General features: G+C 71.6%; 32 protein-coding genes. 11 read left to right on the top strand and 21 right to left on the bottom strand.

From position 1 onward, the window contains the following. Positions 1-169 precede the first annotated feature (169 nt). The 4 genes from CLT74_RS18500 to CLT74_RS18515 form a co-directional block, all read right to left on the bottom strand. The gene (locus CLT74_RS18500; RefSeq protein ID WP_199172397.1) at positions 170-778 is read right to left on the bottom strand and encodes a GNAT family N-acetyltransferase; all 609 of its coding nucleotides are present in this window, start codon (positions 776-778) and stop codon (positions 170-172) included. 61 nt (positions 779-839) lie between these two features. Next, positions 840-2153: a molybdopterin molybdotransferase MoeA gene (locus tag CLT74_RS18505; RefSeq protein WP_099847650.1), complete on the bottom strand. Its 1314-nt coding sequence runs from the start codon at positions 2151-2153 to the stop codon at positions 840-842. Continuing rightward, entirely contained in the window at positions 2150-3103 is a 954-nt protein-coding gene (locus CLT74_RS18510; protein WP_099847651.1) for a UTP--glucose-1-phosphate uridylyltransferase, read from the bottom strand. Before CLT74_RS18510 ends, CLT74_RS18505 begins: the two co-directional genes overlap by 4 nt. 9 nt (positions 3104-3112) lie before the next feature. Further along, positions 3113-5374, bottom strand: a complete 2262-nt coding sequence (locus CLT74_RS18515; RefSeq protein ID WP_099847652.1) for a diguanylate cyclase — start codon at positions 5372-5374, stop codon at positions 3113-3115. Positions 5375-5464: 90 nt separating this feature from the next. On the opposite strand from CLT74_RS18515, the gene CLT74_RS18520 reads away from it, so the two are divergent. After that, positions 5465-6121: a 5-formyltetrahydrofolate cyclo-ligase gene (locus tag CLT74_RS18520; RefSeq protein ID WP_099847653.1), complete on the top strand. Its 657-nt coding sequence runs from the start codon at positions 5465-5467 to the stop codon at positions 6119-6121. A gap of 216 nt (positions 6122-6337) precedes the next feature. Here the strand turns inward: CLT74_RS18520 and CLT74_RS31430 are convergent, their stop codons facing one another. Next, positions 6338-6616 (bottom strand): hypothetical protein, encoded by a 279-nt coding sequence (locus CLT74_RS31430; RefSeq protein WP_486582786.1) that lies wholly within the window; start codon positions 6614-6616, stop codon positions 6338-6340. Positions 6617-6700: 84 nt separating this feature from the next. Further along, the gene (locus tag CLT74_RS30855; RefSeq protein WP_199172216.1) at positions 6701-6874 is read right to left on the bottom strand and encodes a hypothetical protein; all 174 of its coding nucleotides are present in this window, start codon (positions 6872-6874) and stop codon (positions 6701-6703) included. 452 nt (positions 6875-7326) lie between these two features. Between CLT74_RS30855 and CLT74_RS31435 the strand changes: the two genes are divergently transcribed. Then, positions 7327-7551 carry a hypothetical protein gene (locus CLT74_RS31435; RefSeq protein ID WP_486582404.1) on the top strand — a complete coding sequence of 75 codons (225 nt, stop codon included), beginning with the start codon at positions 7327-7329 and terminating at the stop codon, positions 7549-7551. Positions 7552-7573: 22 nt separating this feature from the next. On the opposite strand, the gene CLT74_RS18535 is transcribed toward CLT74_RS31435, so the two are convergent. Continuing rightward, a complete protein-coding gene (locus CLT74_RS18535; RefSeq protein WP_099852346.1) occupies positions 7574-8059 on the bottom strand; it encodes a DUF2231 domain-containing protein in 486 nt (161 codons plus the stop codon). A 126-nt stretch (positions 8060-8185) separates the two neighbouring features. Between CLT74_RS18535 and CLT74_RS18540 the strand changes: the two genes are divergently transcribed. Next, complete coding sequence (locus CLT74_RS18540; RefSeq protein ID WP_099847654.1) at positions 8186-9052, top strand: oxygenase MpaB family protein; 867 nt, start codon at positions 8186-8188, stop codon at positions 9050-9052. Here CLT74_RS18540 and CLT74_RS18545 read toward each other — a convergent pair. The 11 genes from CLT74_RS18545 to CLT74_RS18590 form a co-directional block, all read right to left on the bottom strand. Then, entirely contained in the window at positions 9024-9866 is an 843-nt protein-coding gene (locus CLT74_RS18545; protein ID WP_486582743.1) for a RecB family exonuclease, read from the bottom strand. The two genes, CLT74_RS18540 and CLT74_RS18545, sit on opposite strands and share 29 nt — an antisense overlap. Before the next feature lie 136 nt (positions 9867-10002). Next, the gene (locus tag CLT74_RS18550; RefSeq protein WP_099847656.1) at positions 10003-10617 is read right to left on the bottom strand and encodes a MarC family protein; all 615 of its coding nucleotides are present in this window, start codon (positions 10615-10617) and stop codon (positions 10003-10005) included. A 40-nt stretch (positions 10618-10657) separates the two neighbouring features. After that, a complete protein-coding gene (locus CLT74_RS18555) occupies positions 10658-11518 on the bottom strand; it encodes a PHP domain-containing protein (RefSeq protein ID WP_099847657.1) in 861 nt (286 codons plus the stop codon). Positions 11519-11542: 24 nt separating this feature from the next. Beyond that, positions 11543-12751, bottom strand: coding sequence for a hypothetical protein (locus CLT74_RS18560; RefSeq protein WP_099847658.1), 1209 nt, complete (start codon positions 12749-12751; stop codon positions 11543-11545). Positions 12752-12801: 50 nt separating this feature from the next. Continuing rightward, a complete protein-coding gene (locus CLT74_RS18565) occupies positions 12802-13620 on the bottom strand; it encodes a SigE family RNA polymerase sigma factor (RefSeq protein WP_099847659.1) in 819 nt (272 codons plus the stop codon). Between the two features lie 99 nt (positions 13621-13719). After that, positions 13720-14595, bottom strand: a complete 876-nt coding sequence (locus tag CLT74_RS18570) for a PH domain-containing protein (protein WP_099847660.1) — start codon at positions 14593-14595, stop codon at positions 13720-13722. A gap of 6 nt (positions 14596-14601) precedes the next feature. After that, positions 14602-14760, bottom strand: coding sequence for a hypothetical protein (locus CLT74_RS30860; RefSeq protein ID WP_007455302.1), 159 nt, complete (start codon positions 14758-14760; stop codon positions 14602-14604). 116 nt (positions 14761-14876) lie between these two features. Beyond that, positions 14877-15575, bottom strand: a complete 699-nt coding sequence (locus CLT74_RS18575; protein WP_486582744.1) for a DUF6758 family protein — start codon at positions 15573-15575, stop codon at positions 14877-14879. Positions 15576-15737: 162 nt separating this feature from the next. Beyond that, entirely contained in the window at positions 15738-16361 is a 624-nt protein-coding gene (locus CLT74_RS18580) for a TrmH family RNA methyltransferase (RefSeq protein ID WP_099852348.1), read from the bottom strand. An 82-nt stretch (positions 16362-16443) separates the two neighbouring features. Then, positions 16444-16914, bottom strand: coding sequence for a hypothetical protein (locus CLT74_RS18585; protein WP_099847662.1), 471 nt, complete (start codon positions 16912-16914; stop codon positions 16444-16446). A 133-nt stretch (positions 16915-17047) separates the two neighbouring features. Next, the gene (locus tag CLT74_RS18590) at positions 17048-17563 is read right to left on the bottom strand and encodes a MaoC family dehydratase (protein ID WP_099847663.1); all 516 of its coding nucleotides are present in this window, start codon (positions 17561-17563) and stop codon (positions 17048-17050) included. Positions 17564-18169: 606 nt separating this feature from the next. On the opposite strand from CLT74_RS18590, the gene trxA reads away from it, so the two are divergent. The 3 genes from trxA (at position 18170) to CLT74_RS18605 (ending at position 20117) form a co-directional block, all read left to right on the top strand. Then, positions 18170-18532, top strand: a complete 363-nt coding sequence (gene trxA, locus CLT74_RS18595; protein ID WP_099847664.1) for a thioredoxin — start codon at positions 18170-18172, stop codon at positions 18530-18532. A gap of 146 nt (positions 18533-18678) precedes the next feature. Beyond that, on the top strand, positions 18679-19119 hold the full coding sequence (locus CLT74_RS18600) for a hypothetical protein (protein WP_099847665.1): 441 nt from the start codon (positions 18679-18681) through the stop codon (positions 19117-19119). Next, positions 19116-20117 (top strand): HTTM domain-containing protein, encoded by a 1002-nt coding sequence (locus CLT74_RS18605; RefSeq protein ID WP_143697180.1) that lies wholly within the window; start codon positions 19116-19118, stop codon positions 20115-20117. Before CLT74_RS18600 ends, CLT74_RS18605 begins: the two co-directional genes overlap by 4 nt. On the opposite strand, the gene CLT74_RS18610 is transcribed toward CLT74_RS18605, so the two are convergent. After that, the gene (locus CLT74_RS18610) at positions 20096-20494 is read right to left on the bottom strand and encodes a thiol-disulfide oxidoreductase DCC family protein (RefSeq protein WP_093408328.1); all 399 of its coding nucleotides are present in this window, start codon (positions 20492-20494) and stop codon (positions 20096-20098) included. The genes CLT74_RS18605 and CLT74_RS18610 overlap by 22 nt on opposite strands. Positions 20495-20585: 91 nt before the next feature. On the opposite strand from CLT74_RS18610, the gene CLT74_RS18615 reads away from it, so the two are divergent. From CLT74_RS18615 to CLT74_RS18625, 3 genes are all read left to right on the top strand, one after another. Next, the gene (locus CLT74_RS18615) at positions 20586-21626 is read left to right on the top strand and encodes an Rv2578c family radical SAM protein (protein ID WP_099847666.1); all 1041 of its coding nucleotides are present in this window, start codon (positions 20586-20588) and stop codon (positions 21624-21626) included. 100 nt (positions 21627-21726) lie between these two features. Continuing rightward, positions 21727-22134 (top strand): CoA-binding protein, encoded by a 408-nt coding sequence (locus CLT74_RS18620; RefSeq protein ID WP_099847667.1) that lies wholly within the window; start codon positions 21727-21729, stop codon positions 22132-22134. Positions 22135-22176: 42 nt separating this feature from the next. After that, entirely contained in the window at positions 22177-22710 is a 534-nt protein-coding gene (locus CLT74_RS18625; RefSeq protein WP_099847668.1) for a DinB family protein, read from the top strand. 37 nt (positions 22711-22747) lie between these two features. On the opposite strand, the gene CLT74_RS18630 is transcribed toward CLT74_RS18625, so the two are convergent. Then, a complete protein-coding gene (locus tag CLT74_RS18630) occupies positions 22748-23944 on the bottom strand; it encodes an acyl-CoA dehydrogenase family protein (RefSeq protein ID WP_099847669.1) in 1197 nt (398 codons plus the stop codon). A gap of 205 nt (positions 23945-24149) precedes the next feature. On the opposite strand from CLT74_RS18630, the gene CLT74_RS18635 reads away from it, so the two are divergent. Beyond that, positions 24150-24626 carry a DUF4190 domain-containing protein gene (locus CLT74_RS18635; RefSeq protein WP_099847670.1) on the top strand — a complete coding sequence of 159 codons (477 nt, stop codon included), beginning with the start codon at positions 24150-24152 and terminating at the stop codon, positions 24624-24626. Between the two features lie 27 nt (positions 24627-24653). Here the strand turns inward: CLT74_RS18635 and CLT74_RS18640 are convergent, their stop codons facing one another. Continuing rightward, positions 24654-25490, bottom strand: a complete 837-nt coding sequence (locus CLT74_RS18640; protein ID WP_199172398.1) for an SDR family oxidoreductase — start codon at positions 25488-25490, stop codon at positions 24654-24656. A gap of 191 nt (positions 25491-25681) precedes the next feature. On the opposite strand from CLT74_RS18640, the gene CLT74_RS18645 reads away from it, so the two are divergent. Continuing rightward, positions 25682-26227, top strand: a complete 546-nt coding sequence (locus tag CLT74_RS18645) for a DUF4190 domain-containing protein (RefSeq protein ID WP_099847672.1) — start codon at positions 25682-25684, stop codon at positions 26225-26227. Positions 26228-26252 lie beyond the last annotated feature (25 nt).

The following is a 26252-nucleotide window of genomic DNA, read 5'->3' on the forward strand; positions in this document are numbered from 1 at the left end:
CACCAGATTCGGAGCAAGCGCCGACCGGCCGCAGGATCTTCCACCGATCGGCATCGGCGACGTGAATCATGCGGGGCGGGCAGCGCCTGCCGCAGCTTGCAGTTACCTGAGGTTACGGGTCACCGTCGCCGGATCCGCCGCGCCGCGCCGATCCCGCACGTGGGACGGCTCACGGGGTACGGGCGCGCAGCCGGTGCCAACGAGCCAGCAGGCCGCCCTCGGCGGCGATCTCCTCGCTGGTCATCGCGTAGCCGATGTGGTCGCGCCAGGCACCGTCGATGTGCATGTAGCGCGCGTGGTACGCCTCCTCGCGGAAGCCCAGCTTCTCCACCACCCGGCGGGACGGCACGTTCTCGGGACGGATGTTGACCTCGATCCGATGCAGACCGCCGGAGTTGAAGGCGTGGTCGACGGCCAGCGCCAGCGCGGTGGGAATGACACCCCGGCCGGCGACCCGCCGGTCCACCCAGTAGCCGACGTACCCGGAGCAGAAGGCCCGGCGCACGATGTTGCCCACGTTGATGTGGCCGACAAGCCGCTCCGCGCCACTCTCGTGCAGGCAGACCGCGAACGGCATCCCCTCGCCGGTGCGCGCCGAGCGCCGCTGGTCGCGGTAGACCCAGCGGAAGGTGGCTGGCGAGTTCAGCTCGTCCCAGTCACCCGGTACCGACGACTCCCAGGGGGCCAGCCACTCCCGGTTGGCCCGACGCACCTGCGACCAGGCCGCCGCGTCCGACCGCCGGTACGGCCGCAGCAGCACCGCGCCGTCGGAGAGCACCGCCGGCCAGCCAGGTGCCCGTCGGAACACCGAACCTCCACTCCCGAGCGTCACCGGTGGGTCACCGGCGGCGGTCCAGCAGCAACACGTCGACGGTGGAGCCGGCGGCGGCGGCGGTCACCCGCTCGCCGAGAACGAGAAGTCCGTTCGCCTCTGCCAGGCCGGAGAGCGTGAACGGGCCGCCGTTGAGCGGCTGAACAGTGTAACCCCCGCCACGCCGCTCGGCGACGTGTGCGGGCCGAAACTCGCGCAGTCCGACCGGTGAGGAAACGGTCTCCAGCAGGTGCGCCCGTACGCTGGGCCGGAACACCGGCTCCGCCCCGGCCAACAGGTTGATCGCGGGCCGAGCCAGCACCTCGAAGCCGATCATCGCGGCTCCCGGGTCGCCGGGCAGGCAGACCACCGGCACCTCCTCGGCGCCGACAGTGCCGAACCCGAGGGCAGTACCCGGATAGAGCGCCACGTCGGTGAAGGTGACCGGACCGGCGCGGCTGCCCTCCCGGCGGGACAGGATCCGGCGGACCATGTCGCCCGGCCCGGTGCCGGTGCCACCGGTCGTGATGATCAGGTCGGCGCGCAGGGTCTGGTCCTCCAGCAGCCCACGCAGCCCCTCCGGGTCGTCGTCACAGATGCCCACCCGGTAGGCCAACGCCCCCGCTTCCGCCGCCGCGGCCGTCAGGGCGTGTGAGTTCGCGTCGACGACCTGGCCGGGCTGGCTGCCCCGGCCCACGTCGACAAGTTCGTCACCGGTGGCCACGATCACCACCCGAGGGCTCGGGCGCACCACCACGTGGCCGATGCCGGTCGCGGCGAGCACCGCCACCAGCGCTGGCGAAACGTAGGTGCCGGAGTGGGCGAGCACCGCACCGGCGGTCACCTCCTCGCCCGTGCGACGGACCCCGTACCCCCGTTTCGGTACCCGGAAGATCTCCACCGCCGCCATGCCCTGGTCGGTCCACTCGACCGGAACGACCACGTCAGCGCCGATCGGCAGTGGTGCGCCGGCCGCCACCGAGAAACACGAACCCGGAGTGAGCCGGACCGGCCGCCAACTCGCCGCACCGAGATCACCGACGACGTTGAGCCGTACCGTGCGACCGCCCGGCCGGCTGGACTGGACCGGGACGTATCCCACGCCCCGGCCCCCGCCCGAGATGTCCTCCCAGCGCGCGGCGTACCCGTCCACGGCCGCCTGGTCGAAGGCCGGAAACGAGTGCGGGGCGACGACGTCCTCGGCGAGGACGTTGCCGTACGCCTGGGTGAGGTCGAGGTCGAGCGGAGGCAGCGCGCGCAACCTGCGCAGCACGCTGCCCAGGTAGTCGGCGAGCGGCGTCAACCCGTTTTCGGCCGCCTCGGCGTCGGCCGTCGTGGTCATGTATTCGGACCGCCCGACGCGTCGGAGTTGACGAACTCGGCAAGCCACTTGCGGAACTCGCCACCCAGGTCCTCGCGGTCGGCGGCGATCTGGACCACGGTCTGTAGGTAGCCCAGGGGCATTCCGGTGTCGTAGCGGATGCCGCGGTAGACGATCGCGTGCACCGGCGTGCCCTCGGTACGCAGGATCTCCATCGCGTCGGTCAGCTGGATCTCCCCGCCGCTGCCCGGCTTCGTCCGGCGGATGGCGTCGAAGATCTTGCCGGGCAGCACGTACCGGCCGAGCACGGCGAGGTTGCTCGGCGCCTCCTCCGGCTTCGGCTTCTCCACCATGCCTGTCACCTTCACGACCTCGCCGATGTCGGTCAGCTCGGATTCGGCCGGCTCGACGGAGGCGATCCCGTACCGCTTCGTCTCCGCCGGGTCGACCTCGAAGAAGGCGAGCACCACCCCACCCGTACGCGCCTGAAGCTCCAGCATGGCCGGTAGCAGCGGCTCGCTGAGGTTGACGAACTCGTCGCCGAGCAGCACCGCGAAGGGCTCGCCGCCGACGTGGGACTCCGCGTACCCGACGGCGTGCCCGAGACCCAACTGCTCCGGCTGGCGGCAGGTGTAGATGGACGCCAGTTCCTCGGTCCGCTTCACGGCGGCGAGCAGGTCCGGCTTCTCCGCGAGCCGTTCCTCCAGGTCGGGGCGGCGGTCGAAATGGTCCACCATCGACGTCTTGCCCCGGCCGGTGATCAGCAGCACGTCGCCGATGCCGGCCTGGGCGGCTTCCTCGACGATGTACTGCAACACCGGCCGGTCGACGACCGGCAGCAGTTCCTTGGGCACTGCCTTGGTGGCCGGCAGGAACCGGGTGGCCAGGCCGGCGGCCGGGATGACGGCCTTGACGGCACGGGGACGGCCGGTGGCGGCGGCCGTTGAGGGGTGCGCTGAGTGCTCCGACATGTCGCGAGACTATCGGCCATGGCCACGCCGCGGCGGGTGAGGACCAGAAGACGCGCCGCCCGCCGGGCCGGTTCTGCCGGTGCCGATGGTGCCGGATCCGGCTGCCGCCTCACCTGTGATCGGTACGCCTGGAGCGGCTTCCGGGCCAGCCGGCGGGACACCGACGGCCGGCGCGTCGGGTCCGGCCCGGGGCAGTCCGTCGGCGGGACTGCGGGCCGCCGGTGGCACCGGTACCTCACGGGTCGGCGAGGTTTCCCGGGGCGGGGCCAGTCGCCAGGTGTCCCGGCTTGCCGTCTTCGCGGCATAGAGCGCCTCGTCCGCCGCCGCCAACACCTGCGGCCCGGTGTCGGCGTGGTCCGGGAAGACGGCGATGCCGATGGAGACGGTCACCGGGATCAGTTCCCGGACACCGGCGTGCCCCACCACCGTCACCGGGCTGTCGCGGACCGCCGCACCGAGCCGCTCGGCGACGATCGTCGCGCCATGGGCGTCGGTCTCCGGCAGTAGCACCACGAACTCCTCACCGCCCCGGCGGAAGGCCAGGTCCACCTCCCGGATCTCGCCGCGAACCCGCCGAGCGAACTCGGCGAGCACGGTGTCACCGGCCGCATGCCCGTACGTGTCGTTGACTCTCTTGAAGCGGTCCAGGTCGAGGGCGAGAACGCTCACCATCCGGCCGAACCGGCTGGCCCGTTCCACCTCGCGGCGCAGCGACTCGCGCAGGTACCGGTAGTTCCACAGCCCGGTCAGCGGGTCGGTGAGCGACAGCCGTTGCGCCTCCTCGTGCACCCGTACGTTGTCCACGGCCACCGCTGCGTGCCGGGCGAAGGTGCGCAGGGTGGCCAGGTCGTCGTCGTCGAACTCCTCCCCGCCGAGACGGTCGTAGAGGGCCAGTACGCCCAGCACCACCTCCGCCGGTCGGCCCGGAGTGACAGCCGCCGGGGCCACGCCCGACGCGTCGCCACCAGTCGCGTCGGGGGCGGCGAACGGCACCGCGATGTACGTACGGCAGCGCGGCTCGTCCGAGGCGACGCTCGTCGGCTCCACCCGACCTCGGCAGGGCTGACCGGTCGAGGCGACCGCGCCGACCACCCCGCTGCCCAGTGGCACCCGGAGCGGCCCGGTGCCGCCCCAGCGGTCGTCGAGCCCCGCGCTGCACCTGGCGACGAGCTGCTCACCCTGCTCGGTGAGGAGCACGGCCCCGGCCCGGGCCCCGGTCGAGGCGAGCGCGCTGTGCAGGATCACCCGCAGGATCCGGGGCAGGTCATGGGTGCTGGCCAGGGTGTCGCCGAGGACGGCGAGGTGCCCGCGAAGCTGATCACGGCTGCTGGCCAGCGCCGTCAGGTAGCCACCCGTCTCACGGGTCATCCGGTTGAAGGCGACGGCCAGCCGACCGATCTCGTCGTTGCTGCGTACCGGTACCCGGGCGGTGAGATCGCCGGTGGCGACCCGGTCCGCCGCGCCGGCCAGTTCCACAAGGGGCTGGGTGGTCACCCGGGCCAGCCGCCACGCGACCGCCACGCCGAGCAGTGCGGCCAGCAGCACCACGGCGACCAGCACCGCGTGCAGACCGGGCGGCTGGTCACTGGGCACCGACAGCACCAGGGGCAGCGGCTGCCCGGCGGTCGGGCCGGCGCGACGCACGTACCGCCCGTCGGTGGTGCCGGTGACGCGTTCGCCCCGCAGGGAGGCGGCGGCGGCAAGCACCGCGTCACGGCCGTTGCCGGATTCGGTGGTGTGGGCCACCTGGACGGGCGCGGCCCCGTCGAGCAGGGTCACCGCCACCCCGGTCACCGCGGCCAGCCGCCCGATGAAGGCGGGGTCGACCGGCTGGGCGGCGGCGACAGTACCCAGTGCCGAGCCGGCGGCGTCGCGTAGCTGCACCCGCACCACGAGGGCACTCACCGCTCCGCCGGGCGGCTCCGGCGCCGCGCAGTCCCGCCACGGTGCCGGGGGCGGGTCCGGGGTGGCGTAGCTGACCCGACCGGCCACGTCGGTGACGAGCACGGCGCTGGCCAGACCGCGACTGACCACCTGCGCGGCGGTCCCGGCGTGGTCGGCGGTGACGGCGACCGCGTCGGCGGCGGCGCGCAGCTGCTGGCAGAGGGCATCGACCGAGGTACGCACGGCGGTGGCGGCCACCGCCAGCCGCTCGGTGGCACGGCTGCGGTCGACCGCAGCCACCGTGGCGGCGACGAAGACGGCACCGAGCAGGACCGGGCCGAACGCCACCGCCAGGAAGGCTGCGGTCAACCGCCCGCGTAGCGTCAACGCTTCCCCTTCCCCCGGAAGTTGCGCGACAGTTGCCTGCGATGCTGACACAGAGCGACGGCTGGACGAGCGTTGCGTGAGGAGTGTTGCGTGCCGGAATTTGCTGAAGGAGCGGAAGTGGCGCATGACGCGAAGCGCATCGCCCGGGTCGGGCTGCTCGCCCGCCGCCGCGCCCGCACCGAAGCTGAGCGCGCCGCCGCTGCGGCCCGCGTGCAGACCGAGCTGACCTCCCTGGTACGCCGGCTGCGGCCCGGCCGGGTGGCCGCGTACGCCCCGGTCGGTGGGGAACCGGGCGGCCCGGACCTGCCGGCGGTGCTCGCCGACGCGCTGCCCCCCGGCGCGGACCTGCTGTTGCCGGTGCTCCGCGACGACCTCGACCTGGACTGGGCGGCCTGGGACGGGTCGCAGGCGATGGTCGCCGCCGGACGGGGCATCCGCGAGCCGGCCGGGCCCCGGCTGGGGGTCACCGCGGTGGCCACCGCCGATCTGGTGGTGGTGCCGGCACTGGCGGTGGACAAGCGGGGCGTCCGTCTGGGTCGCGGCGGCGGATCGTACGATCGGGCCCTGGCCCGGGTGCCGGCGACCGTGCTCACGGTGGTGCCGTTGCACGACGGCGAGCTGCTGGACGAGCTGCCCGGCGAACCGCACGACCAGCCGGTACGGGCAGCAGTGACCCCGGCCCACGGCCTGGTGACCCTCCCAGGTGTCGTGCCCCACACTTCCGCTGGACGAACCGGGGGGCAATGACGCACCATTGGCACTCGAATACGTCGAGTGCCAACCGGCCGTGCCAGATCCGGAGGAGAACGTGCCCACGTACCAGTACGCCTGCACCGCGTGCGGTCACCAGCTCGAGGCGGTGCAGTCCTTCTCTGACGAGCCGCTGACCGACTGCCCGGCGTGCGAGGGACGACTGCGGAAGCTGTTCAACTCGGTAGGCATCGTCTTCAAGGGCTCAGGCTTCTACCGCACCGACTCCCGCTCCTCCGGCTCGGACACCACGTCCAACGGTTCCAGCGGCAAGTCGGAGTCGTCATCCTCCAGCTCGAACGGCTCGAACTCCTCGTCGTCCGGTTCGGCCTCGTCCGGTTCCGCCTCATCCGGTTCCGCCTCGTCCGGCTCGGGCAACGGGTCGTCCGGGGGGTCCTCCGGCGGCGCGAGCAAGGCGGCGGCCTCGACCAGCTCCTCCTGACCGACACCCGTACCGGACCTGTCCGGCCGGTCTCCCGGCAACAGGGGCAACGCGATCCCATTCAGGCGCGCGCGACCGCAGGTCAGGAGCCCGAAGGCGCGGGCGCGTCAGCGTCGGGGCGAGTGGTGGGCCGCTCAGTCCCAGTGCGGCGGGCGCTCGGCGAGCAGCCAGTCGTCGTTGCCGCCGGCCCGCTCGCCCCACCCGTGATCGGTGTCGTCGGCGGTCTGCTCCGGCAGCACCACGAAGTCGTCGGTCAACTCGACCGCGCGATCGTCATCGCCCCGGCCATCGGGTTCGCCAGTGCTCACGAGCGGCAAGACTAACGCAGCTGCGGCACTCAAGACCCTGGCAACTTCGGGGATGGTGCTGCCTCGCGCGAACGGGACCCGGCACTATCCCCGAAGTTGTCCGGATCATGGCCGGTCGGGCGCGGCCTGACGGTGCGGTGATGGGGTGATTGGTAGCGTCGGACGGCGTGACGATCCCCCGACCCGGTCTGGACCCAGACGATCCGTGGCGCCGGCCCGACTCCGGCGAAGGATCCCCCTCCGGCCCCCCGGTGGAGCGCACCCCGGCACCGGCCGACGCCAGTCAGCCCTCGTCGCCCGGCTCATCCGTACCGGACGCAGCCTCCGACGTGGCGGAATCCACCCCAGGCCGGAACAACACCCCGGGCCCGAACGACACCCCCGTGCCAAGCGGCAGCGCAGGCCCGGGCGGCATGCCAGGCCCTGGTGGCGGGAGTGCCGTCTCAGGCGGCGTGGGCAGCTACAGCGGGCCGCCACCCACCACGGCGCCGCCGCCCGGCTGGCGGCCACCGGTGCACCTGCAACCGGCACCGCCCCGGCAACTGCCGGGCCAGGACATGATCGCCCTGGACGCGCAGGAGCAGCGGGCTCAGCGGGTGACCTGGGCCGTCGGCGCGATAGCCGGAGCCGTGCTCGTGGTGCTTACCTGTCTGCTCTGCACCCGGCTGCTGTTCTGAGCCGACGCCCCCCGTGACCGGCCTATTCGTAGGTGTTGCCCCAGACCATCTCGGAACCGGAATGACCGGTGAGCCAGACGTAGACGAGGGCCGCGACACCCAACCCCAGCACCGCGACCGACAGCACCACAGGCACCCAGCCGGGCAGCTTCGGCACCCGGGGGTGGTTGCTGGTGGCGACCAGCAAGAGGATGACCACCAGGCCGAGCGCCAACGTGACGCGGAACAGCACCTCGCCGTGCGCCGCGTGCTCGTTGATCTTGTCGAGGATCTCGCCGGAGAAGCCCCGTTCGATCTGCCGGGCCTCCAGCGCTTCGCCGGACTTCTTGCCGACCCACGCGGTGATCGGGGCGACCACCGCGAGCAGCGCCACCGCCCAGTCCAGCCGAGCCCGGAACCGGGGCAGCGCGATGTACGCGAGGGCGAGCAGCACCAGCAGCGGCACGAACACCACGACGGCGTGCACGACCAGTACGTGTAGGGGCAGGCCCAGCGCCTTCTCGAACATCGGCACCTCCGGAGGTGATCGTGGGTGTCAGCGTACGGGTCGATGCTTGATCCACCAACGCCCTGTTGATCCACACGCAGCCCCGACCGCCCGGGTTCACCTCGGCAGGCGTGGCACCCTTGACGGGTGGATACCGTCGACGTCGGCCTGTTCGGTCCCGGTTCGGTCACCTGGAAACTGCACCAGGAGCCCATCCTGTTCGTCGCCGGTCTGCGTTCGCTCTATCTCCAGGCGTTGCATCCCCGGGCGATGGCCGGGGTCGCGCAGAACAGCAACTACCGCAAGGACGCATGGGGGCGTCTGATCCGCACCGCCGACTACGTGGGGACCACCGTCTACGGGACCACCGAGGAAGCGGAGCGGGCCGGGCGGCGGCTCCGTCGACTGCACGCCCGGATGACAGCTGTCGACCCGACCACCGGCGAGCGGTTCCGGATCGACGAACCCGACCTGCTTCGCTGGGTACACGTCACCGAAGTGGAATCGTTCCTCGACACCGCAAGGCGGGCCGGCGTACCGCTGGATGCCGACGAGGTGGACCGCTACTACTCCGAGCAACGGCGCACCGCCGCCCTCGTCGGCCTGGCTCCGGAGACCGTTCCCGGCACCGCCGCCGAGGTGGCCGACTACTACCAGCGGATCCGGCCCGAGCTACGGATGACCCGGGAGGCCGCCGAGACGGCCCTGTTCCTGACCGCACCGCCGCTGCCGTGGAAGCTCAGCCTGCCGGCCCGGATCGGGCTGAACCTCGGCCCGCCCCGGTGGGCGTACCTGGGTGTCGCCGGGACCGCGCTCGCCCTGCTGCCGTCATGGGCACGGCGGCTCTACGGCGGGCTCGGCCTGCCGACCACCGCGCTGTCGGCCGACGTGACGGTCCGCGCGCTGCGGCTCGCCCTCACCGCCCTGCCGCGTGATTGGCGGGAGGGCCCCGTGCAGCGCGCCGCCACGGAACGTGCGGCGCGGGTCAGTCCTCCTCGGCGGCCGGCGCGGTGAAGCGTTCCACGGCGGCCCACGGTTCCTTGCCGGGTGTCGCGGAGCCCGCCGGGCAGCTACGTCGGTAGTCACACCAGGCGCAGCGTGGGCCGGGGGCGGTCGGGAAGGCGTCGTCCGGATCAGTGCCGTCGGTGACCGACCGTTCGGCGGCCATGATGTCGCGGGCGGTCTCCTCGGCGCGGGTCACCTGCCGCGCCAGTGATTCGACGCTGTGCTCGTGCGCCGCGACGGTGCCGCTCGGCAGGTGGTGCAACTCGACCCGGCGACACGGCCGGCGGAACACCCGCTCCGCCGCGTACGCGTAGAGCGCCAGCGCCTGCGAACCGCGCGCGTCGTCGCCGTCCAGCCCGGCGCGGCCGGTCTTGTAGTCGACGATGACCAGCTCGGGCCCGCTCGGGCCGGGCCGCGAGTCGATCCGGTCGGCGCGACCGTTGAAGGCCAGCACCCCGGTCTTCACCGCCACCACCCGCTCCACCCCGACCGGCTCGTCGGCCGGGTCGAGCCCGCCCACGTACGCCTCCAGCCAGCCCAGCGCCCGCCGGTAGGCGTCACGCTCCTGCTCGTCGTCGCGGTAGCCCTCGCGTACCCAGGTGCCCTTGAGCAGGGTGGCCAGCACCTCCGGGCGACGCCGGTCGGCCGGCAGCGCATACCAGTTCTTCAGGGCGGTGTGCACGCTGGCGCCGAGCGAGTTGTGCGCCCAGGGTGGGCCCTTCGGCGGGGCCGGACGGTCGACGTAGGAGTAGCGGTAGCGCCGTGGACAGTCGGCGTACGCACCGAGTCGACTCGGTGTGCAGACGAACAGCCGCTCCGGCATGCCGTCGAAGCCGAGCTGCTCGGGCTGCGCGTCGCGGGGCCGGGGCGGGCGGCCACCGGCGGCGGGTCGTCCGGCTGGGGAGGCTCGTCGCACGACCTGATCCTGCCATCCACCTCCGACAGACCGGACGAGCCGGTCAGCCGGCGCCGTTGTACTGCGCCACGAACGCCGCTATCGCGTCCGCGATGAGCTGTACGGCGATGGCCGCGAGCAGCAGGCCGGCGATCCGGGTGAGCACCTCGATCCCGCCCGGACGCAGGACCTTCACGATGCCTCCGGAGAACCGCAGCACGATCCAGACGGTCAGCATCACCGCGACGATGGCGGCGGCGATCGCGGAGAAGTCGGCCGCCCCGTCGGCCCGCTGGACGAAGAGCATGGTCGCCACGATCGCGCCGGGCCCAGCCAGCAGCGGCGTGCCCAGCGGCACCAGGGCGATGTTGGCGGTGGCCTGTTTGGTCGGGTCGTCGGTCTTGCCGGTGAGCAGTTCCAGCGCGACCAGGATCAGCAGCAGCCCACCGGCCGCCTGCAACGCCGGCAGGTCGACGTGCAGGTAGGCGAGCAACGTCTGACCCGCCACCGCGAAGATCACGATGACACCCAGCGCCAGCGCGACCGCCTGCCAGGCGGCCCGGTTGCGTTCCCGTGCGGACAGCGGGCCGGTCAGCGCCAGGAAGATCGGCATCATGCCGGGCGGGTCGACGATCACCAGCAGGGTCACGAAGACCTCGCCGAAGAGCTTGAGATCCACCCGGTCACCGTAGCCGTGGCCTTCGGCGTGGAAACCCAGGTCAGCCGGAAGCGACGGCGGTCACCCCGGAGGAGGCGGCGACGATCCGTTCGTACGCCTCGACGCCTGTGGTGAAGGCCCCGAGCTGCACCGTCTTGTGGCTGCCGTGGAAGTCCGACGAGCCGGTCACCAGCAGACCCAGCTCGGCGGCGAGACCGCGTACGTGGGCCCGCTCGGCGGGCGAATGGTCCTCGTGGTCGGCCTCCAGGCCGACCAGCCCCGCCTCGGCCAGCTCGGCGATCAGCTCGTCCGGCACGATCCGGCCGCGTCGACTGGCCCGGGGATGAGCGAACACCGCCACCCCGCCGGCCGCCCGGATCAGCCGTACGGCCCGGAACACGTCGATGTCGTCCTTGGGCAGCCGGTACCGCTCCCCCAGCCACTCCGGCCCGAACGCCTCGCTGGTGGTGGCGACCAGACCGGCCCGGATGAGCGCCTGGGCGATGTGCGGCCGACCCACGGTCCCGCCGCCGGCCAGGGCCAGGATCTGTGGCCAGTCCACGTCGATGCCGTCGGCCCGTAACAGGGCGACCATCCGTTCGCCCCGGGCCAGCCGCGCTGCCCGTACCCGGGTCAGTTCGGCGACCAGTTCCGGGTGCGCCGGATCGAAGAGATAGGCCAGCAGGTGCAGTGGCACCGGGGGCTGCTCTCCGTCCCACCGGCAGGACAGCTCCGCGCCACGGACCAGCCGCAGCCCGGGCGGCAGCGCGCGCAACGCAGGCCCCCAACCGTCGGTGGTGTCGTGGTCGGTGATCGCCACCACGTCGAGTCCGGCCGCCGCCGCGGCACGGACCAGCTCGGCCGGGGCGAGCGTGCCGTCGCTGGCCGTGGAATGCGTGTGGAGATCGATCCGGTAGGTCATCGGCCGCCGTCACCGGGTGCCCGGTCAGCCACCGCTCACCACCACCGGCAGTTCACCGGCGGCAAGGCCGGGCAGGGCGTTCGGCGCGGCGGGACGGCCCGCGGCCACCAGGTCGACGGCCACCCGCACCAGGCCGCCGGCAGCATCGGCGTAGTAGGCCGTGTCAGGCGTACGCCAGACCACGGTGCCGGTCATCGGCGGCCCGGCCGGCCGGACGCCGGTTGACGTGTCGAGCTTCGTCAGGTCCACGAGCAACGCCGAGTCCTCACCTGCCGAGCGTCCGTTGACCAGCAGCCAGCGCCCGTCCGGTGACACCGCGCCCCGGCTGTCGCCGGCCAGCTCCGGCCCGCAGCCCGGTCGGGCGGGTGCGAGGCCCCGGGCCGGGTCGAGCAGCGTCAGGCAGGCGGGCCGCCCGGCACCCGGAGTGATCCCACCGACCAGGCGGCCGTCGGGCAGGGCACCGAAGATGTGCGTACTCGCTCGGTCAGTGCCCTGATCCAGCGGGCCGGGCCGCAGCGACCACAGCACGTGCCCGGGGCCGTCGGTGGTCAGCCTGACCAGCACGGCACCGTTGACGAACCGCAGCGGCACCGCCTCAGCCGGCGCCTCGGCCCGTACTGTGGTGGCGAGTTCGCCGTTGACGATCCCGGCGGCAGCCAGCACCGTGCCCTGCTTCCAGGCGACCTGCCGGCCGTCCCCGTCGAGAACGATCTCGTCGGCACCGGCCAGCAGCACCTGCGCGGTACCGTCCGCGCCGATCGCCCAGAGCACGCGCCCGCTCAGGGTCGGTGCCCCGATCGCCAACCAGCCACGGCCGTCGGTGAGTCGATGTACCCGTTCCACGTCGCCGGTGCCGTGCAGCGGCACCCGTCGACCCTGCGCGGTGGCGATCGACCCATCGATGATCAGATCAACCTCGGCGAGCGGTGGCGCGGTGTCCGGGCCCGGTGGCGGAATGGTGCGCTCGACGAGCGGGCGCCGGTCCGGGTCGCCGATCACCACGGTGCCGCCCTCCGGCGGCCGGTCGTCGCGCAGGTGCAGGCTGCCCGCGCTGACCGCCACGATCGCCGCCAGTGCCAGGCCCATCCCGGAAACGGTGCGGCGGCGTTGGACGCGGTTCGCCCGCCGGATCGCCGCACCGGCTGGATCAGCGGCGACCGCGCGTGGCACGGCCGCCCGCCGGGAGAGCATCTCCCGCAGGGCACCTTCCAACTCGTCGGGCGGCACGTCCAATGAACGATCCGGGAACCGGCTCTGGTTGTCATGAGCTGGTGGTTTCTGCTTCACCGTCGCTCTCCGACCAGCGCATTACCCGGCTGCGCCGACGACTCGGGTCCCGGCTTCGCGGCGCCGCCGTCGGCGTTGCCCGCCGAGGCGGTCGCACCCGGCGAGGCAGCCGCGCCACGGGACGACGTCGCGCCGCCGGCTGCCTGGGCCGGGACGGCCCCGCCGGTGGGAGTTGCGTCCGGCCGGTGTCGGGGTACCCGTCCGGTGCCCTCCGGCTGCGGACGCCCGGTCCCGGTCCGGTTGGCCGCCTGCCCGGCGGGCGCCACCCTCCCGGTCGGCTGCGCGGTCGGCTCCGACCTCCCGTCGCGCAGGCCAAAGGCGTCCTCGGTGCCCATCCGCCGTCTCAGCGTGGCCAACGCCCGGGAGGTCTGGCTCTTCACCGTGCCCGGCGAGATCTCCAGCAGGGCGGCAGTCTGTGCCTCCGACATGTCCTCGTAGAAGCGCAGCACCAACACCGCGCGCTGTCGAGCTGGCAACGCGCGCAGGTGCCGCCAGAGCACGTCCCGATCCAACTGGCGTTCGATCTCGTCGGCGGCGACCTGTTCGGGAAGCACCTCGGTCGGGCGCTCGCCGTGCCAGCGACGCCGCCACCAGCTCGTCGAGGTGTTGATCATGACGCGGCGGGCGTACGGCTCGATCGCCTCGATCCCGCCCAGCCGTTTCCACGCCAGGTACGTCTTGGTCAGCGCGGTCTGGAGAAGATCCTCCGCCGTGCCCCAGTCTCCGGTGAGCAGGTACGCGGTCCGCAGCAGGGCGCCGGAGCGGGCCGCGACGAAGTCGCGGAACTCCTCTTCCAGCGGGTTGCTGCTGGCCACACGCCACCTCCGTGCCTGATCCTGCCGCAGCCTGCCAGAGCGTGACCAGCGGGTCGAGGACGGAAGGTGTGCAACATCTCCGAGGTTCGGTCGAAAGTTTCAGGCTCCGTCGTCGGCCTTGGCCTCGTCCTGCTCCTTGCCCAGCCGGGCCTCGACCGCCTGCGGCTCGTACATCTCCTCGACGACACGCAGATAGAGCTCGTTGGGGTTGGGCAGGTTCTTGACCTCACGTAGCGCCTGCTCCTGGCCGGCGGACTCCAGCACGAAGGTGCCGTAGTTGAGTGCCCTGCCCGCCGGCGTCTGTTCGTACTTCATGTCCGTCACCCGGACCAGGGGCATCATCGCCACCCGACGGGTGATGATCCCGTTGACCACCATGACCCGTTTGTTGGTCAGGATGAACCGGTCGTACCACCAGTCGGCGACCCGCCACGCCACCCAGCCCATCACCGCGAACCAGAGCAGCACCGCGATCGTGGTGAGCGCGCCGACGTCCTGACCGGCGAGGAAGCCGGAGAGGTAGCCGAGCACGAAGGTGGCGGCGACGCCGATGATGATCGGAGTGACCAGGTGGACCCAGTGCCGCTTCCACTCGCCCCGGTACCGCTCCGTCGGGAACAGATAGCGGGCGACAAGGGAGCTGGGTTCGTCCTCCAGCGGCAACACCCGGCGCGGGGCGGCACCGCTGGCATCGGCGCGGAGACCGGCCAGCTCCTCCTCGGAGATCTCCGGGTGTAGATAACCCGCCTCCGGATCACGCACCCAGGACCGACCCGACCGGCCCTCGCCGGCGTACCCGGGACCGTCGCCGTAGCCGGCGTCGTCGGAGAACGACGGACCGTCGGAGAGGCGGGCGCCGGAGCCGTAACCCGGCCCGTCGTCAGGATCGATGCGGGGGATCGGCTCTGTGTCACGCTCCCGGCGGGCCCGGTCGGGATCGTCGGGATCGAAGGGTGGGCCGGAGGGGCTTCCCATCGGAGGCTAGGCGACCAGTGAGGTGAAGAAGTCGCCGAAGCCCTGGGCGATGTCCATGATGCCGCCACCCAGCGACTTGAACACATCCGCCGCAGAGTTTGGCCGGTAGGCGACGAAAAAGATCAAGAATGCGATTCCGGCCCAGGTGAGGACCTTCTTGACCATGGCGGGCCATCCTCTCGCGCGGCGCCGGGTCCCATTACCGCAGCGGCACCCAGAGTATCAGCGTGGTGTCTTACCGTGAATATCTGCGTCCGTTCTCCGACATTCCGGGAGACTTGTCAAGCCTTCCCGTGCAGGTACGGAGATGGTGCGCCGTACACGAGCTCGGACGGCGTCCACTCGACAAGGTCGTGCAGCAGCACGTCCTCCGCGAGCAGATGCCCCGCACTCGCCGGCCAGGCTATCGCATAGAGCCACATTCCCCGAGCCTCGCCGGCGTACGCGCTTCGATCCGGCAGCGAGTTCACCAGCCACAGTGGAGTCGGGTGACCAGCCACCCTGATCCCGGCGCGTCCGACATGGCCGGGATGCCCCGGGCCCGGGTCGGTGAGCGCCTCAGCCAGTTCCGGTCCGGCGTCCGGTCCCGGCACCCCGGCGTATCGCGCACCCAGTCCCACGCCTGGCTCCTCGGCCACGAAGACCAGGTCCGCCGGCCCACCGCCCAGCGGTGCGGGCCCGGCGCAGGCGACAGCTGTGGCGCGCACTCCGAGCCGGTCGTCGCCGGCCCACGCCACACCGGTCGTGGTCCAACCCGGAGGCAACGGCCACGGGCACCACAGCGGAACCGCCGGCTGCTGCGGCTGGGCGGCGGCCTGGATGTGACCGACCACGCTGGCCACGATCTCCGCGCCGATGTGCTCGGGCACGTGCAGCGGGGCAACCGGTCCGCAGTCAGAGCAACGGGATTCCGCGTGCATGAGGTCCGGCGGTCGGACCGACCCGCCGCATCTGGGACAACTCACCGCAACCGTCACCACTCCACCGTCACCCCGGGACGGCCCCCCGTCAAGCCGAGCCGCCGCTTTCCCCCACCCGACCCCGGCCAACTCCTCGGTGATCATGCAGTTGTTGCGCCTCCGCCCGGCGTGTCGTGACAACAACTTCATGATCGCCGGAGGAGTTGGCCGGGGTCGGGTGGGTTAGGTGGGGGGTGGGGTGGCGTGGGTGCGGATCCATGCGTGCATGGCGATCCCACTCGCCACGCCCGCGTTGATCGAGCGGGTCGAGCCGTACTGGGCGATGGAGAAGATCTGGTCGCACGCGGAGTGCGCGGCCGCGGAGAGCCCCGGACCCTCCTGACCGAACAGCAGGACGCAGCGCCGCGGCAGCGTGGTGGTCTCCAGTGGTCGGCAGCCGGGCAGATTGTCGATGCCGACCAGCCGCAGGTCGTTCTCCGCCGCCCAGGCGACCAACTGGTCGATCGTCTCGTGATGGCGTACGTGCTGGTAGCGGTCGGTGACCATGGCACCGCGCCGGTTCCAGCGCCGCCGGCCCACGATGTGCACCTCGGCCGCGAGGAACGCGTTCGCGTTGCGCACCACCGTGCCGATGTTGAGGTCGTGCTGCCAGTTCTCGATCGCCACGTGGAAGTCGTGCCGCCGCCGGTCCAGGTCGGCGACGATCGCCTCGCGCCGCCAGTAGCGATAGCGGTCGACCACGTTGCGCCGGTCCCCCGCAGCGAGCAGCTCCGGGTCGTAGCGGGGATCCTCCGGCAGTTCTCCGGGCCAGGGGCCCACGCCGACGTCGGGCTGCTCATCGGTCACGGTCACGCAGGTTACGCCCTGACCACCGCGACCGGATGGGCGCAGCGCCAGCGCGGCGGTCGGCGCGAGGCTGGCACGCCGGTCAGCGCAGCGCCAGCGCGTCGCCGAGTCGGTCGAGGAAACGGCGGTCGACGGGAGCCAGCGCGTCGCCGATGACCGCCGAGGAGGCGGTACGACAGACGCGGGCGGCCACCGACTGCACCCACTGCCGGTAGGCGGCCGAGTCAGCCGGGTCGGTGTGGCGATCGAGCACCCGCACCACGGCCCGACAGGCGGCGAGCACGTCCACCAGATCGGTGAGCTGGGCCGCTGGCGGGGATGCGCCGTCGTCCCGGGCGTAGATCGCAGCCACCACCGCCCGGACGAGATCGCTGTCGAAGGCCCGCCCGGCCGCCACCGCGTCCAACCCGGCCAGGCCCGCTGCCACGCTCCGGTGCGGACGCCCGGGAGCCGGCTGGGCCGCCGCCACGATCACCCGCCCGGGCAGGAACGTGAGCAGGTCCCATTCCGTGGCGGAATAGGCGGTGGCGGTGGTGGTGATTCGCTCGCTCATGGCGGAACCTCCGGCGCCAGCATATGCGCCCGCACCCGGGACCGGACCCATCCCGGGGGTAACCCGCCACAGCGCGCCCCGTGACGACGTCGGTGGCGGCCGACCGCATGCCGTCGGGCGCGCCCGCTTCGGGTCAGCGGGGCTCGGGGAAGCTGGGCCGCTCAGGGTCGACGCCGTCAGGCACGGCTGCCGCCGCGTACTCCCGCTTGGGGACCATCACCTTGCGCCGGAAGACGCAGACCAACGTGCCGTCCTGGTTGTAGCCGCGGGTCTCCACCGCGACCACACCCCGATCCGGCTTGGAGGCGGACTCCCGCTTGTCCAGCACCGTGGTCTCGCCGTAGATCGTGTCGCCGTGGAAGGTGGGTGCGACGTGCCGCAGCGATTCGATCTCCAGGTTGGCGATGGCCTTGCCACTGACGTCCGGCACCGACATCCCGAGCAGGAGCGAGTAGATGTAGTTGCCGACCACGACGTTGCGCCTGAACTGACTCGCCGTCTCGGCGTAGTGCGCGTCCATGTGCAGCGGATGGTGGTTCATGGTGAGCAGGCAGAAGAGGTGGTCGTCGTACTCGGTGACCGTCTTGCCCGGCCAGTGCCGGTAGACCGCGCCGACCTCGAACTCCTCGTAGTAGCGGCCGAACTGCATCCTGGTCCCCTTCGACGGAGGCGACGGAGTTCGGCACAGCATGCCTTATCGAAGGTTAAGGCGAGGCGCGGGGCGCGGCGGGCGTCGAAATCTCACACCGGCGCGGCGGAACCGTGGTTGATCAAGCCTGAGCGAGCGGTGGACGCGGTGCCGGCGGGGTCGACCTGGGGCCGGACGCAATGAGCGGCGGGGCCCTCCCCGGCACCCGCCGCCCACGCTCTGATGCCTCAAGATTCTGCCCCACACCAGCCCGACGGCACAGAGACCGAGGTCACATTTATCTTTTTGTTACATTACTTTGAGTGACCGATCATCGGCCAATAAGCGATCTCTGCAGGTCGAATCGCCGCTAGTCAACGCCAAAGTTACCGCGTCGTACCGGGTCAGAGCGTTGATCTCATTGGAAACGCTCCCATTACGGGCGGTCACGCAAATGCGACATGCATGTGCGATCTGCGGACGCCCTCGGAGACCGACGGCAATCGATGTGGACAAAGGCCCCACCCGGACTGCGACCAGGGTTACGGTGGCACCACGGCGGGAATGCGAAGGGGTACGCCCGAGTTCCACCAGACGTAGCTGTTCCGCGTGATCGGAGAGACTCACATGGCAACCGTCGAGCTGACCACGGCGAACTTCGACCAGGTGACCGAGGGCAACGGCATCGTCCTGGTCGACTTCTGGGCCGACTGGTGCGGTCCATGCAAGCGGTTCGCTCCGGTCTACGAGCGATCGTCCGACAAGCATGCGGACATCACCTTCGGCAAGGTGGACACGGAGGCGCAGCAGGCGCTCGCCGCCAAGTTCGACATCCGGTCCATCCCCACCATCATGGCGATCCGCGACGGCGTGATCGTCTTCGCCCAGCCGGGCGCACTGCCGGAGTCGGCCCTGGAGAACCTCATCGAGCAGGTCCAGGCCCTCGACATGGATGACGTACGCAAGAAGCTCGCCGAGCACAAGCACTGACCTCACCAGGACACGATGGCCGGGCCCGCTGCGGGCCCGGCCATCGACGTCCGCACTCCTGCCACGACACCTACCTGTCACAGCTGGGACACGGCCCGCCGCTCGGGCCACTCCGACGAGCACCGGTGCCGTATCTTCGGCACGCGATGGATGTGTTGACGAGCCGCGGCCGCACCGTCCGGGTGGTGGTGACGGCACTCGGCTTCGCCGTCCTGCTCGCCGGCACCACCTGGGGCGCGGACGACCACTTCCCGTTCGGCCCCTTCCGGATGTACTCCACCTCCGACCCCGCCGACGCGGACGCCCCGGACACCCGGGTGGAAGGGGTCGACCTCAGCGGCAACCTCGTCGACCTGGGCGAGCGGGCGACAGGCATCCGCCGGGCCGAGATCGAAGGCCAGCAGAGCCGGTACGTCGCCGACCCGAGCCGGTTGCGCGAGGTCGCCGAGGCGTACGGCCGACGCCATCCCGACGCACCGGAGCTGACCGAGGTCCGGATCGTGATCCGGTGGCACGACATCACCGACCGTCGACCCACCGGTCGATGGGTGGACGAGACAGTCGTCAGCTGGCAGGTCACCCGATGAGCCGCTGGCTCACCGAAGCGGTGCCGCGCGGTCGCGTCGCCGCGTTCCGCACGCTCGTCTACCTCTTCGTCGCCGCCGACCTGGTCTTTTTCACCCCCTGGGTACGCGACCGCGTCGACGTGCCCGGCAACCTCTACCAACCGTTGTTCGTCGGGCGCGTACTGCCGCTGCCCACCCCCACCGCGACGCTGGTGAGCGTGATCTTCTGGGCCCTGCTGCTGCTGGCCCTGCTCGCCGCGACCGGACGTGCTCCCCGGCTGCTCGGCTGGACGGTCTTCGCGCTCTACCTGGAGTGGATGATCATCGCGATGAGCTACGGCAAGGTGGACCACGACCGCTTCGCCCTGCTCGTCGCGCTGGCCGTGCTGCCCACCGCGGGCCGGGCCCGGCACGGTGACCTGACCAGGACGGAGGCCGGCGGCTGGGCGCTGCGGGTCACCCAGATCTCGGTGATCTGCACCTACTTCCTGGCCGCCTGGGCGAAGTTCCGCTTCGGCGGCCTGGACTGGGCGACCGGCTCGGTGCTCGCAAAAGCAATCATCCGACGTGGCACCGACCTGGCCGACCTGATCGCGCAGGTGCCCCACCTGCTGCTCGTCGCCCAGTTCGGCATCCTCGCCTTCGAGCTGCTCAGTCCCCTGGTCTTCGTGCTGCCCGAGCGCTGGCGGCTCGCCATGGTCGGCTTCTTCTACTCGTTCCACCTGGTGACGATCGCGACCATCACCATCTCGTTCGCACCGCACCTGGTCGCCATGACCAGCTTCCTGCCACTGGAGAAGGTCCGCCCGGTGCTCGCGCTGCGACGGCTACTGGCCCGCAGGTCACCGTCCGACCGACGTGGCCTCGACCCGCATCCCCCGGTGGTCGACACGCAACTCGGCACCGACCCACCGGACGTCACCCCTGCACCGCCGACCGGGAAGCCGGCCGCCGGGCGGCCGGACACCGCCCCGGTCACGGGCCTGGTCGGCGAGTGTCAGCCGGCGGAGGGGCCGTAGAGACGGTCCCGGGTCTCCTGGGGCAGCGAGCAGGCGGCCGTACCGCCGGGCATCCGGTGCCGGTTGCGGGCCACCCAGCGGTACGCGGGCCAGGCGGCGGCGCGTACCGGCGGGATCCGTAGCCCGGCCCCGGCGATCCGCCACCCACGGCCGCTGCTGGCGAGCAACGCGGCGATGGCGTCCGGACCCGCGGCCCGGCTGCCGTCGGCGCCGACCCACTGCACCGCCTCCTCGCACTCCGCCTCGGTCAGGCCGAGCTGGTCGAGGTCGGCGAACTGCCACGGCACCACCCGGGCACCGGTCGGGATCCGACGCTCGATGAACTCCGCGCAGCTGGTGCAGAAGGCGCAGTCCCCGTCGTAGACGAAGGTCGACATACCTTCATCCTCCCCCCACGCCGGCCGGCCCACACGCGGATGTCCGGCGAGTCACTTGCACGTCACTAGGACATGTGTTCGAATACTGGCCATGCGCTGGGAGAACCTGACCGCTCCCCCGGTCGAGGGAGATCCCGGACGGGCAGCGCCAGCGACGCCACCCCTGCCGCTGGCGCTGCCCGAGGCGGTCGTCCGCACCTTCGACACCCCCGACTTCGCCGGCATGACCTTCTACGAGGTGCACGCCAAGTCGATCCTCAACAAGGTCCCGGGCACCTCCCGCGTCCCGTTCGAGTGGACCGTCAACCCGTACCGGGGATGCAGCCATGCCTGCCTGTACTGCTACGCCCGGAACACCCACACCTACCTCGACTTCGACGCGGGTGCGGACTTCGACAGCCGGGTGGTCGTCAAGGTCAACGCGGGTGAGCTGCTGCGTCGTGAGCTGGCCGCACCACGCTGGCGCGGCGCGCACGTGGCGATGGGCACGAACGTCGACTGCTACCAGCGGGCCGAGGGGCGTTACCGGCTCATGCCGCCGATCATCGAGGCGCTGCGCGACTTCGCCAACCCGTTCTCGATCCTGACCAAGGGCACGCTGATCCAGCGTGACCTGCCGCTGCTGCGGCAGGCGGCCGAGGTCGCCCGGGTGGGCGTCTCCTTCTCGGTCGGCTTCCTCGACGAGCACCTGTGGCGCTCGGTCGAGTCCGGCACGCCGAGCCCGCGCCGCCGGCTCGACGCGGTACGCCGGTTCGCCGACGCGGGCTTCGAGGTGGGCGTACTGATGGCGCCGATCCTGCCCGGCCTGTCCGATACGGACGAGTCCATCGAGGTCACCGTGGCGGCGATCGCCGCCGCCGGCGCCGCCAGCGTGACGCCGCTCGCGCTGCACCTGCGTCCCGGTGCCCGCGAGTGGTACGCGCAGTGGCTCGGACGGGAGCACCCCCGGCTGGTTCCGCGCTACCGGGAGCTGTTCCGGGCGGGCGCCTACGCGCCGCAGTCCTACCAGCGGGAGCTGACCGCCCGGGTCCGCATCGCCGCCCGCCGGCACGGGTTGATCCGGTCCGGGGCCGGCGAGCATCGTGACGCGCCACAGCCGGCACCAGCACCGGAGCAGCTGAGCCTGCTCTGAACGGCGGCGGGCGAGGCTGAGCCCGCCGCAGCAGCCACCGGCGAGTCCTGCGAAAGGTCGATCAGGGGCGACCTGACGGCGACGCGGTTACAGTCGTCGGATGCGTTCCGCCAAGCAGATCCTCGCCGACGCCGGCGTGATCGCCGTCGTGGGCGCGTCCCGCGATCCGTTCAAGGCTGCCCACCGCGTGCCGCTGGAGATGCAGCGGTACGGCTGGCGCATCATCCCGGTCAACCCGAGCGCCGACGAACTCTTCGGCGAGCCGGTGTACCGGTCCCTGGCCGACATCCCGCACCCGGTCGACCTGGTCGACGTGTTCCGGCCGGCCGACGACGCCGTGGATGTGGTGCGGCAGGCGGTGGCTATCGGCGCCCCGGCGGTCTGGTTGCAGCTAGGCATCGTCTCGCCGCAGGCCCGGCGGATCGCCGAGGAGGCCGGCATCGACTACGTGGAGGACCGCTGCCTCATCGTGGAGCGGGCCGCCGCCGGACTGACCCGCCGGAGCTGAATACCAGTCGACCCGGGCGACGGTCAGCGGCATCCTGTGCGGATGCCCACGTCGTGCCAGAGCCTCCTCCGGTGGCAGTTCGACCTCACCTGGTCGCTGTTCGAGTACCACCTCGATCGCCTGGAGCCGGCGGATTTCGGGTGGCAGCCGGCCGAGCACCGGTGGACCATGCACCGCGATTCCGAGGGCCTGTGGAAACCGGACTGGGCAGATGCTGAACCCGACCCGGTCCCGGTGCCCACGATCGCCTGGCTGACCTGGCATCTCGGCTGGTGGTGGACTTCTGCGACCGACCACCTGAGCGGACGCCCCGTGCCGGCGCGGGAGGACGTCGACTGGCCCGGGCCGGGCGCGGAGACCGTGTCGTGGCTGCGGGACCTGCGTACCCGGTGGCTGGCGGTGCTCGACGACCTCACCGACGGCGATCTTGAGGCCGCTGCCACGTTTCCGTGGCCGGCGGAGAGCGGGCACACCGTCCGGCACCTGGTGGGGTGGGTCAACGCCGAGCTGATGAAGAACGTGGCCGAGATCGGCCAGCTCCGGCTGTTGCGGGCGGCGCAGGCCGCCTCGGCGTGACCCCGTCAGCAGGAACCCTGACGGCCTTCCCTACCGCTCAGAGCTTGTACTCGCGGAGCAGGCCCCGGGAGATGATCGTCTTCTGGATTTCGGAGGTGCCCTCGCCGATGAGCAGGAACGGGGCCTCCCGCATCAGCCGCTCGATCTCGTACTCCTTGGAGTAGCCGTAGCCGCCGTGGATGCGGAACGCCTCCTGGACGACCTCGGCGCAGTACTCCGAGGCGAGCAGCTTCGCCATCCCCGCCTCGACGTCGTTGCGTTGGCCGGCGTCCTTGAGCCGGGCCGCGTTGACCATCAGGGCGTGCGCCGCCTCGATCTTCGTACCCATCTCGGCCAGCTTGAAGGCGATGGCCTGGTGCTTCGCGAGCTGCTGGCCGAAGGTCCGGCGCTGCTGGGCGTACCCGACCGCCAACTCGAAGGCCCGGATGGAGATGCCGCAGGCCCGGGCGGCGACGTTGACCCGGCCGACCTCGATGCCGTCCATCATCTGGTAGAAGCCCCGGCCCACCTGGTCGGCACCGCCGAGGACGGCGCTGTCGGGAACGGTGACGCCGTCGAGCACCATCTCGGTGGTCTCGACGCCCTTGTAACCCATCTTCTCGATCTTGCCGGGGATGGTCAGGCCCGGCGCGGTCTCACCGAAGCCGGGTTCCTTCTCCAGCAGGAAGGTGCTCATGTTGCCGTAGACCGAGTCGGCGCCGGTCTCGGTCCGGACCAGGGTGGCCACCACCGACGAGTACGCGCCGTTGGTCAGCCACATCTTCTGGCCGTTGATGACGAAGCGGTCGCCGTCGCGGACCGCCTTCGACTTGATCGCTGAGACGTCGGAGCCGCACTCCGGTTCCGACATCGAGAACGCGCCACGCACCTCGCCGGTGGCCATTCTCGGCAGCAGCCGGGCCCGCTGCTCGGCGGAGCCGTGCTGGGAGATCAGGTAGGCCACGATGAAGTGCGTGTTGACGATGCCGGAGATCGACATCCAGCCCCGGGAGAGTTCCTCCACCACCAGCGCGTAGGTGAGCAGGGATTCGCCGAGACCGCCGTACTCCTCGGCGATGGTGAGCCCGAACAGGCCCATCTCCTTCATTCCGTCGAGGATGTCGGTCGGATACTCGTCGGCGTGCTCCAGGCGCTGCGCGTGCGGGATGATCTCCTTGTCCGCGAACTCCCGGACGGTTTCCAGGATCGACCGCTGCTCGTCGGTCAGACCGGGCGTCTGGGCGAGTCGAGCCATCTCAGCCTCCGGGGAATCGGCGCCTTACTCATTGGTAACTAAACGCTCGATCAGTATCGGTTGCGCGGGCCGACGCGGCCAAGGCGACCAGTCCACACAACCTCTGTGAAAAGGTTCACCGCTGCGGGTAGCGTCCCGCAATGAGGGCCTTCCCCACCAGGGCGGACGACCCGCGAGGAGCGGCAGGCGGGCGGAGGAGGAGAACGTGGGCCAACCACCGGAGCCGGACCAGCCACCGTCGCCCTACGAGCCGCCGCCGGGCGGGCAGCAGCCACAGTACGGCCAGCCGTACGGACAGCAGCCGGGCGAACAGCCGGCGTACGGGCAGCCGGCGTACGAGCATCCGGGCCAGCCGCCACACGGCCAGCAGTGGGGCCAGCAACCGCCGTACGCCCCGCAGGTGCCCTACGGGCAGTACGGGCCGCCGGCCGGTCAGGGCGGTGGTGGCGGCACGAACGTGCTCGCCATCCTGTCGCTCGTGTTCGCCTTCGTCTTCGCTCCCGCCGGCATCGCCCTCGGCCACCTGGCCAAGCGGCAGCTGCGCACCAGCGGCGAGGACGGTGACCAGCTCGCCACCTGGGGCCTGATCCTCAGCTACATCTTCACCGGCCTGTTCCTGGTGGCCTGCTGCGGCTGGCTGGCACTGGCGATCTGGGCGGGCTCCGACGGCACCAGCACCTAGCCGGGACGACGGTCCGGGAGCCCGCACTCAGCGGAACTGGGCCTCCCGGACGCTGTTGCCGCCGTCGACCACGAGCATCTGCCCGGTGATGTACGACGCGGCCGGCGAGCAGAGGAAGGTGATCGCCGCGGCCACCTCGTCCGGCGTGCCGGGCCGCCCGACCGGCGTACCCAGCCCCTGTTTGATCTCCGCCATTGTCGACGCCGCGGTGTAGATGGTGCCCGGGGCCACCGCGTTGACCGTCACCCCGTCGGCGATCATCTCCATGGCCAGCGCCCTGGTCAGGCCCACCACGCCAGCCTTGGCCGCCGCGTACGCCGCCTCGGTGGGCAGCGCGTTGACCGGCCCCGCCGTGGCGGAGAGGTTGACGATCCGTCCCCAACCGCGCTCGGCCATGCCGCCGATGAAGGCCCGGCTGCACAGGAACGCGGTGGTCAGATTCCTGTCGATCTCGCCGCGCCACTCGTCGTAGCTGAGCTGTGCGACCGGGCGCAGCACCTCCGGGCTGGCCCGACTGGCCAGACCCGCGTTGTTGACGAGCACCTCGACGTCGCCGAGTTGCTCGGTGACGGCATCGGCCAGCGCGCCCACCTCCGACTCGTCGGTGAGGTCGGCGACGAAGCCTGTCACCCCGAGTTCACCGGCCCGCTCGTGGATGCGCCGCGTCGTCGACACGATCGCCACCCGGGCGCCGAGGTCGGACAGCCGGCGAGCGGTGGCGTACCCGATGCCGTCCGGGCTGCCCGCCCCCGTCACCAGCGCCACCTTGCCGTCCAACCGCATCGTCACCGGCTCCGGCAGTGGCGCCGGTGCGTCCTGGTCACCGGGCTCCGGTGTCACAGCCGGGCGTGGGCGGCGACCCATGCCCGGCCGGCTGACGTCCCGTCTCGGTCTGTTGCCGGAACGGTCCGCCGCACGCGCGTCAATCCCCATGCCGAGATCCTGCCCCTTACCGCCGCTGTCGGGCAACGCGCACCCGATGCCGGGCGCGTCGCGGGGTACCCGGCGGTGACTACCCTGACTGCGCCACAACATCGCGACGGAAGAGAAGCCCGATGACGCAACCCCCGCAGGCGGGCGGCTGGCCCGAGCCCGCATCGACCGGCCAGCCGTCCGGCCCGCCCGCCGACCCGACCCTGCCGGTCCACCCGCAGCCACCGATCCCACCGCAGCCCTCCGGCTACGACCCGTACCAACCGGTTGCCGACCCGTACGCCGGGATGAAGTCGGACCCGGTGGCCGCGCCGTACCCGCCCGCCGGCTACCCGCCGGCCCAGCCGCCCGGTTACCCGCCGGCTCCGCCCGGCTACGGGTATCCCCCACCCGGGTACGGCTATCCGCAACAGAAGACGAACTCGATGGCGATCGTCGCCCTGGTCCTCTCCCTGATCGGGATCGGCTCCTGCATCACCGCTCCGATCGGCGCCATCATGGGACACGTGGCGATGCGCCAGATCCGGGAGACCGGTGAGAGTGGCGAGGGAATGGCCAAGGCCGCCATCATCGTCGGCTGGATTCTCACCGGCCTGCTCGCGCTGGTGATCATCGGTTACGCCATCGCGATCGCCTTCGCCATCGCGAACTCGTCCTCCACCACCTGACCTGCGACGCCCGCCCCGACCTCGG

It is taken from the genome of Verrucosispora sp. CNZ293, from assembly GCF_002754655.1.

Excerpts from the sequence above, each read along its gene's own strand:
- CLT74_RS18505 (WP_099847650.1), bottom strand. The coding sequence starts at position 2,153 with ATGACCACGACGGCCGACGCCGAGGCGGCCGAAAACGGGTTGACGCCG.
- CLT74_RS18510 (WP_099847651.1), bottom strand. The coding sequence starts at position 3,103 with ATGTCGGAGCACTCAGCGCACCCCTCAACGGCCGCCGCCACCGGCCGT.
- CLT74_RS18535 (WP_099852346.1), bottom strand. The coding sequence starts at position 8,059 with ATGTTCGAGAAGGCGCTGGGCCTGCCCCTACACGTACTGGTCGTGCAC.
- CLT74_RS18545 (WP_486582743.1), bottom strand. The coding sequence starts at position 9,866 with ATGCCGGAGCGGCTGTTCGTCTGCACACCGAGTCGACTCGGTGCGTAC.
- CLT74_RS18555 (WP_099847657.1), bottom strand. The coding sequence starts at position 11,518 with ATGACCTACCGGATCGATCTCCACACGCATTCCACGGCCAGCGACGGC.
- CLT74_RS18570 (WP_099847660.1), bottom strand. The coding sequence starts at position 14,595 with ATGGGAAGCCCCTCCGGCCCACCCTTCGATCCCGACGATCCCGACCGG.
- CLT74_RS30860 (WP_007455302.1), bottom strand. The coding sequence starts at position 14,760 with ATGGTCAAGAAGGTCCTCACCTGGGCCGGAATCGCATTCTTGATCTTT.
- CLT74_RS18585 (WP_099847662.1), bottom strand. The coding sequence starts at position 16,914 with ATGAGCGAGCGAATCACCACCACCGCCACCGCCTATTCCGCCACGGAA.
- CLT74_RS18590 (WP_099847663.1), bottom strand. The coding sequence starts at position 17,563 with ATGCAGTTCGGCCGCTACTACGAGGAGTTCGAGGTCGGCGCGGTCTAC.
- trxA (WP_099847664.1), top strand. The coding sequence starts at position 18,170 with ATGGCAACCGTCGAGCTGACCACGGCGAACTTCGACCAGGTGACCGAG.
- CLT74_RS18600 (WP_099847665.1), top strand. The coding sequence starts at position 18,679 with ATGGATGTGTTGACGAGCCGCGGCCGCACCGTCCGGGTGGTGGTGACG.
- CLT74_RS18605 (WP_143697180.1), top strand. The coding sequence starts at position 19,116 with ATGAGCCGCTGGCTCACCGAAGCGGTGCCGCGCGGTCGCGTCGCCGCG.
- CLT74_RS18610 (WP_093408328.1), bottom strand. The coding sequence starts at position 20,494 with ATGTCGACCTTCGTCTACGACGGGGACTGCGCCTTCTGCACCAGCTGC.
- CLT74_RS18615 (WP_099847666.1), top strand. The coding sequence starts at position 20,586 with ATGCGCTGGGAGAACCTGACCGCTCCCCCGGTCGAGGGAGATCCCGGA.
- CLT74_RS18620 (WP_099847667.1), top strand. The coding sequence starts at position 21,727 with ATGCGTTCCGCCAAGCAGATCCTCGCCGACGCCGGCGTGATCGCCGTC.
- CLT74_RS18625 (WP_099847668.1), top strand. The coding sequence starts at position 22,177 with ATGCCCACGTCGTGCCAGAGCCTCCTCCGGTGGCAGTTCGACCTCACC.
- CLT74_RS18630 (WP_099847669.1), bottom strand. The coding sequence starts at position 23,944 with ATGGCTCGACTCGCCCAGACGCCCGGTCTGACCGACGAGCAGCGGTCG.
- CLT74_RS18640 (WP_199172398.1), bottom strand. The coding sequence starts at position 25,490 with ATGGGTCGCCGCCCACGCCCGGCTGTGACACCGGAGCCCGGTGACCAG.
- CLT74_RS18645 (WP_099847672.1), top strand. The coding sequence starts at position 25,682 with ATGACGCAACCCCCGCAGGCGGGCGGCTGGCCCGAGCCCGCATCGACC.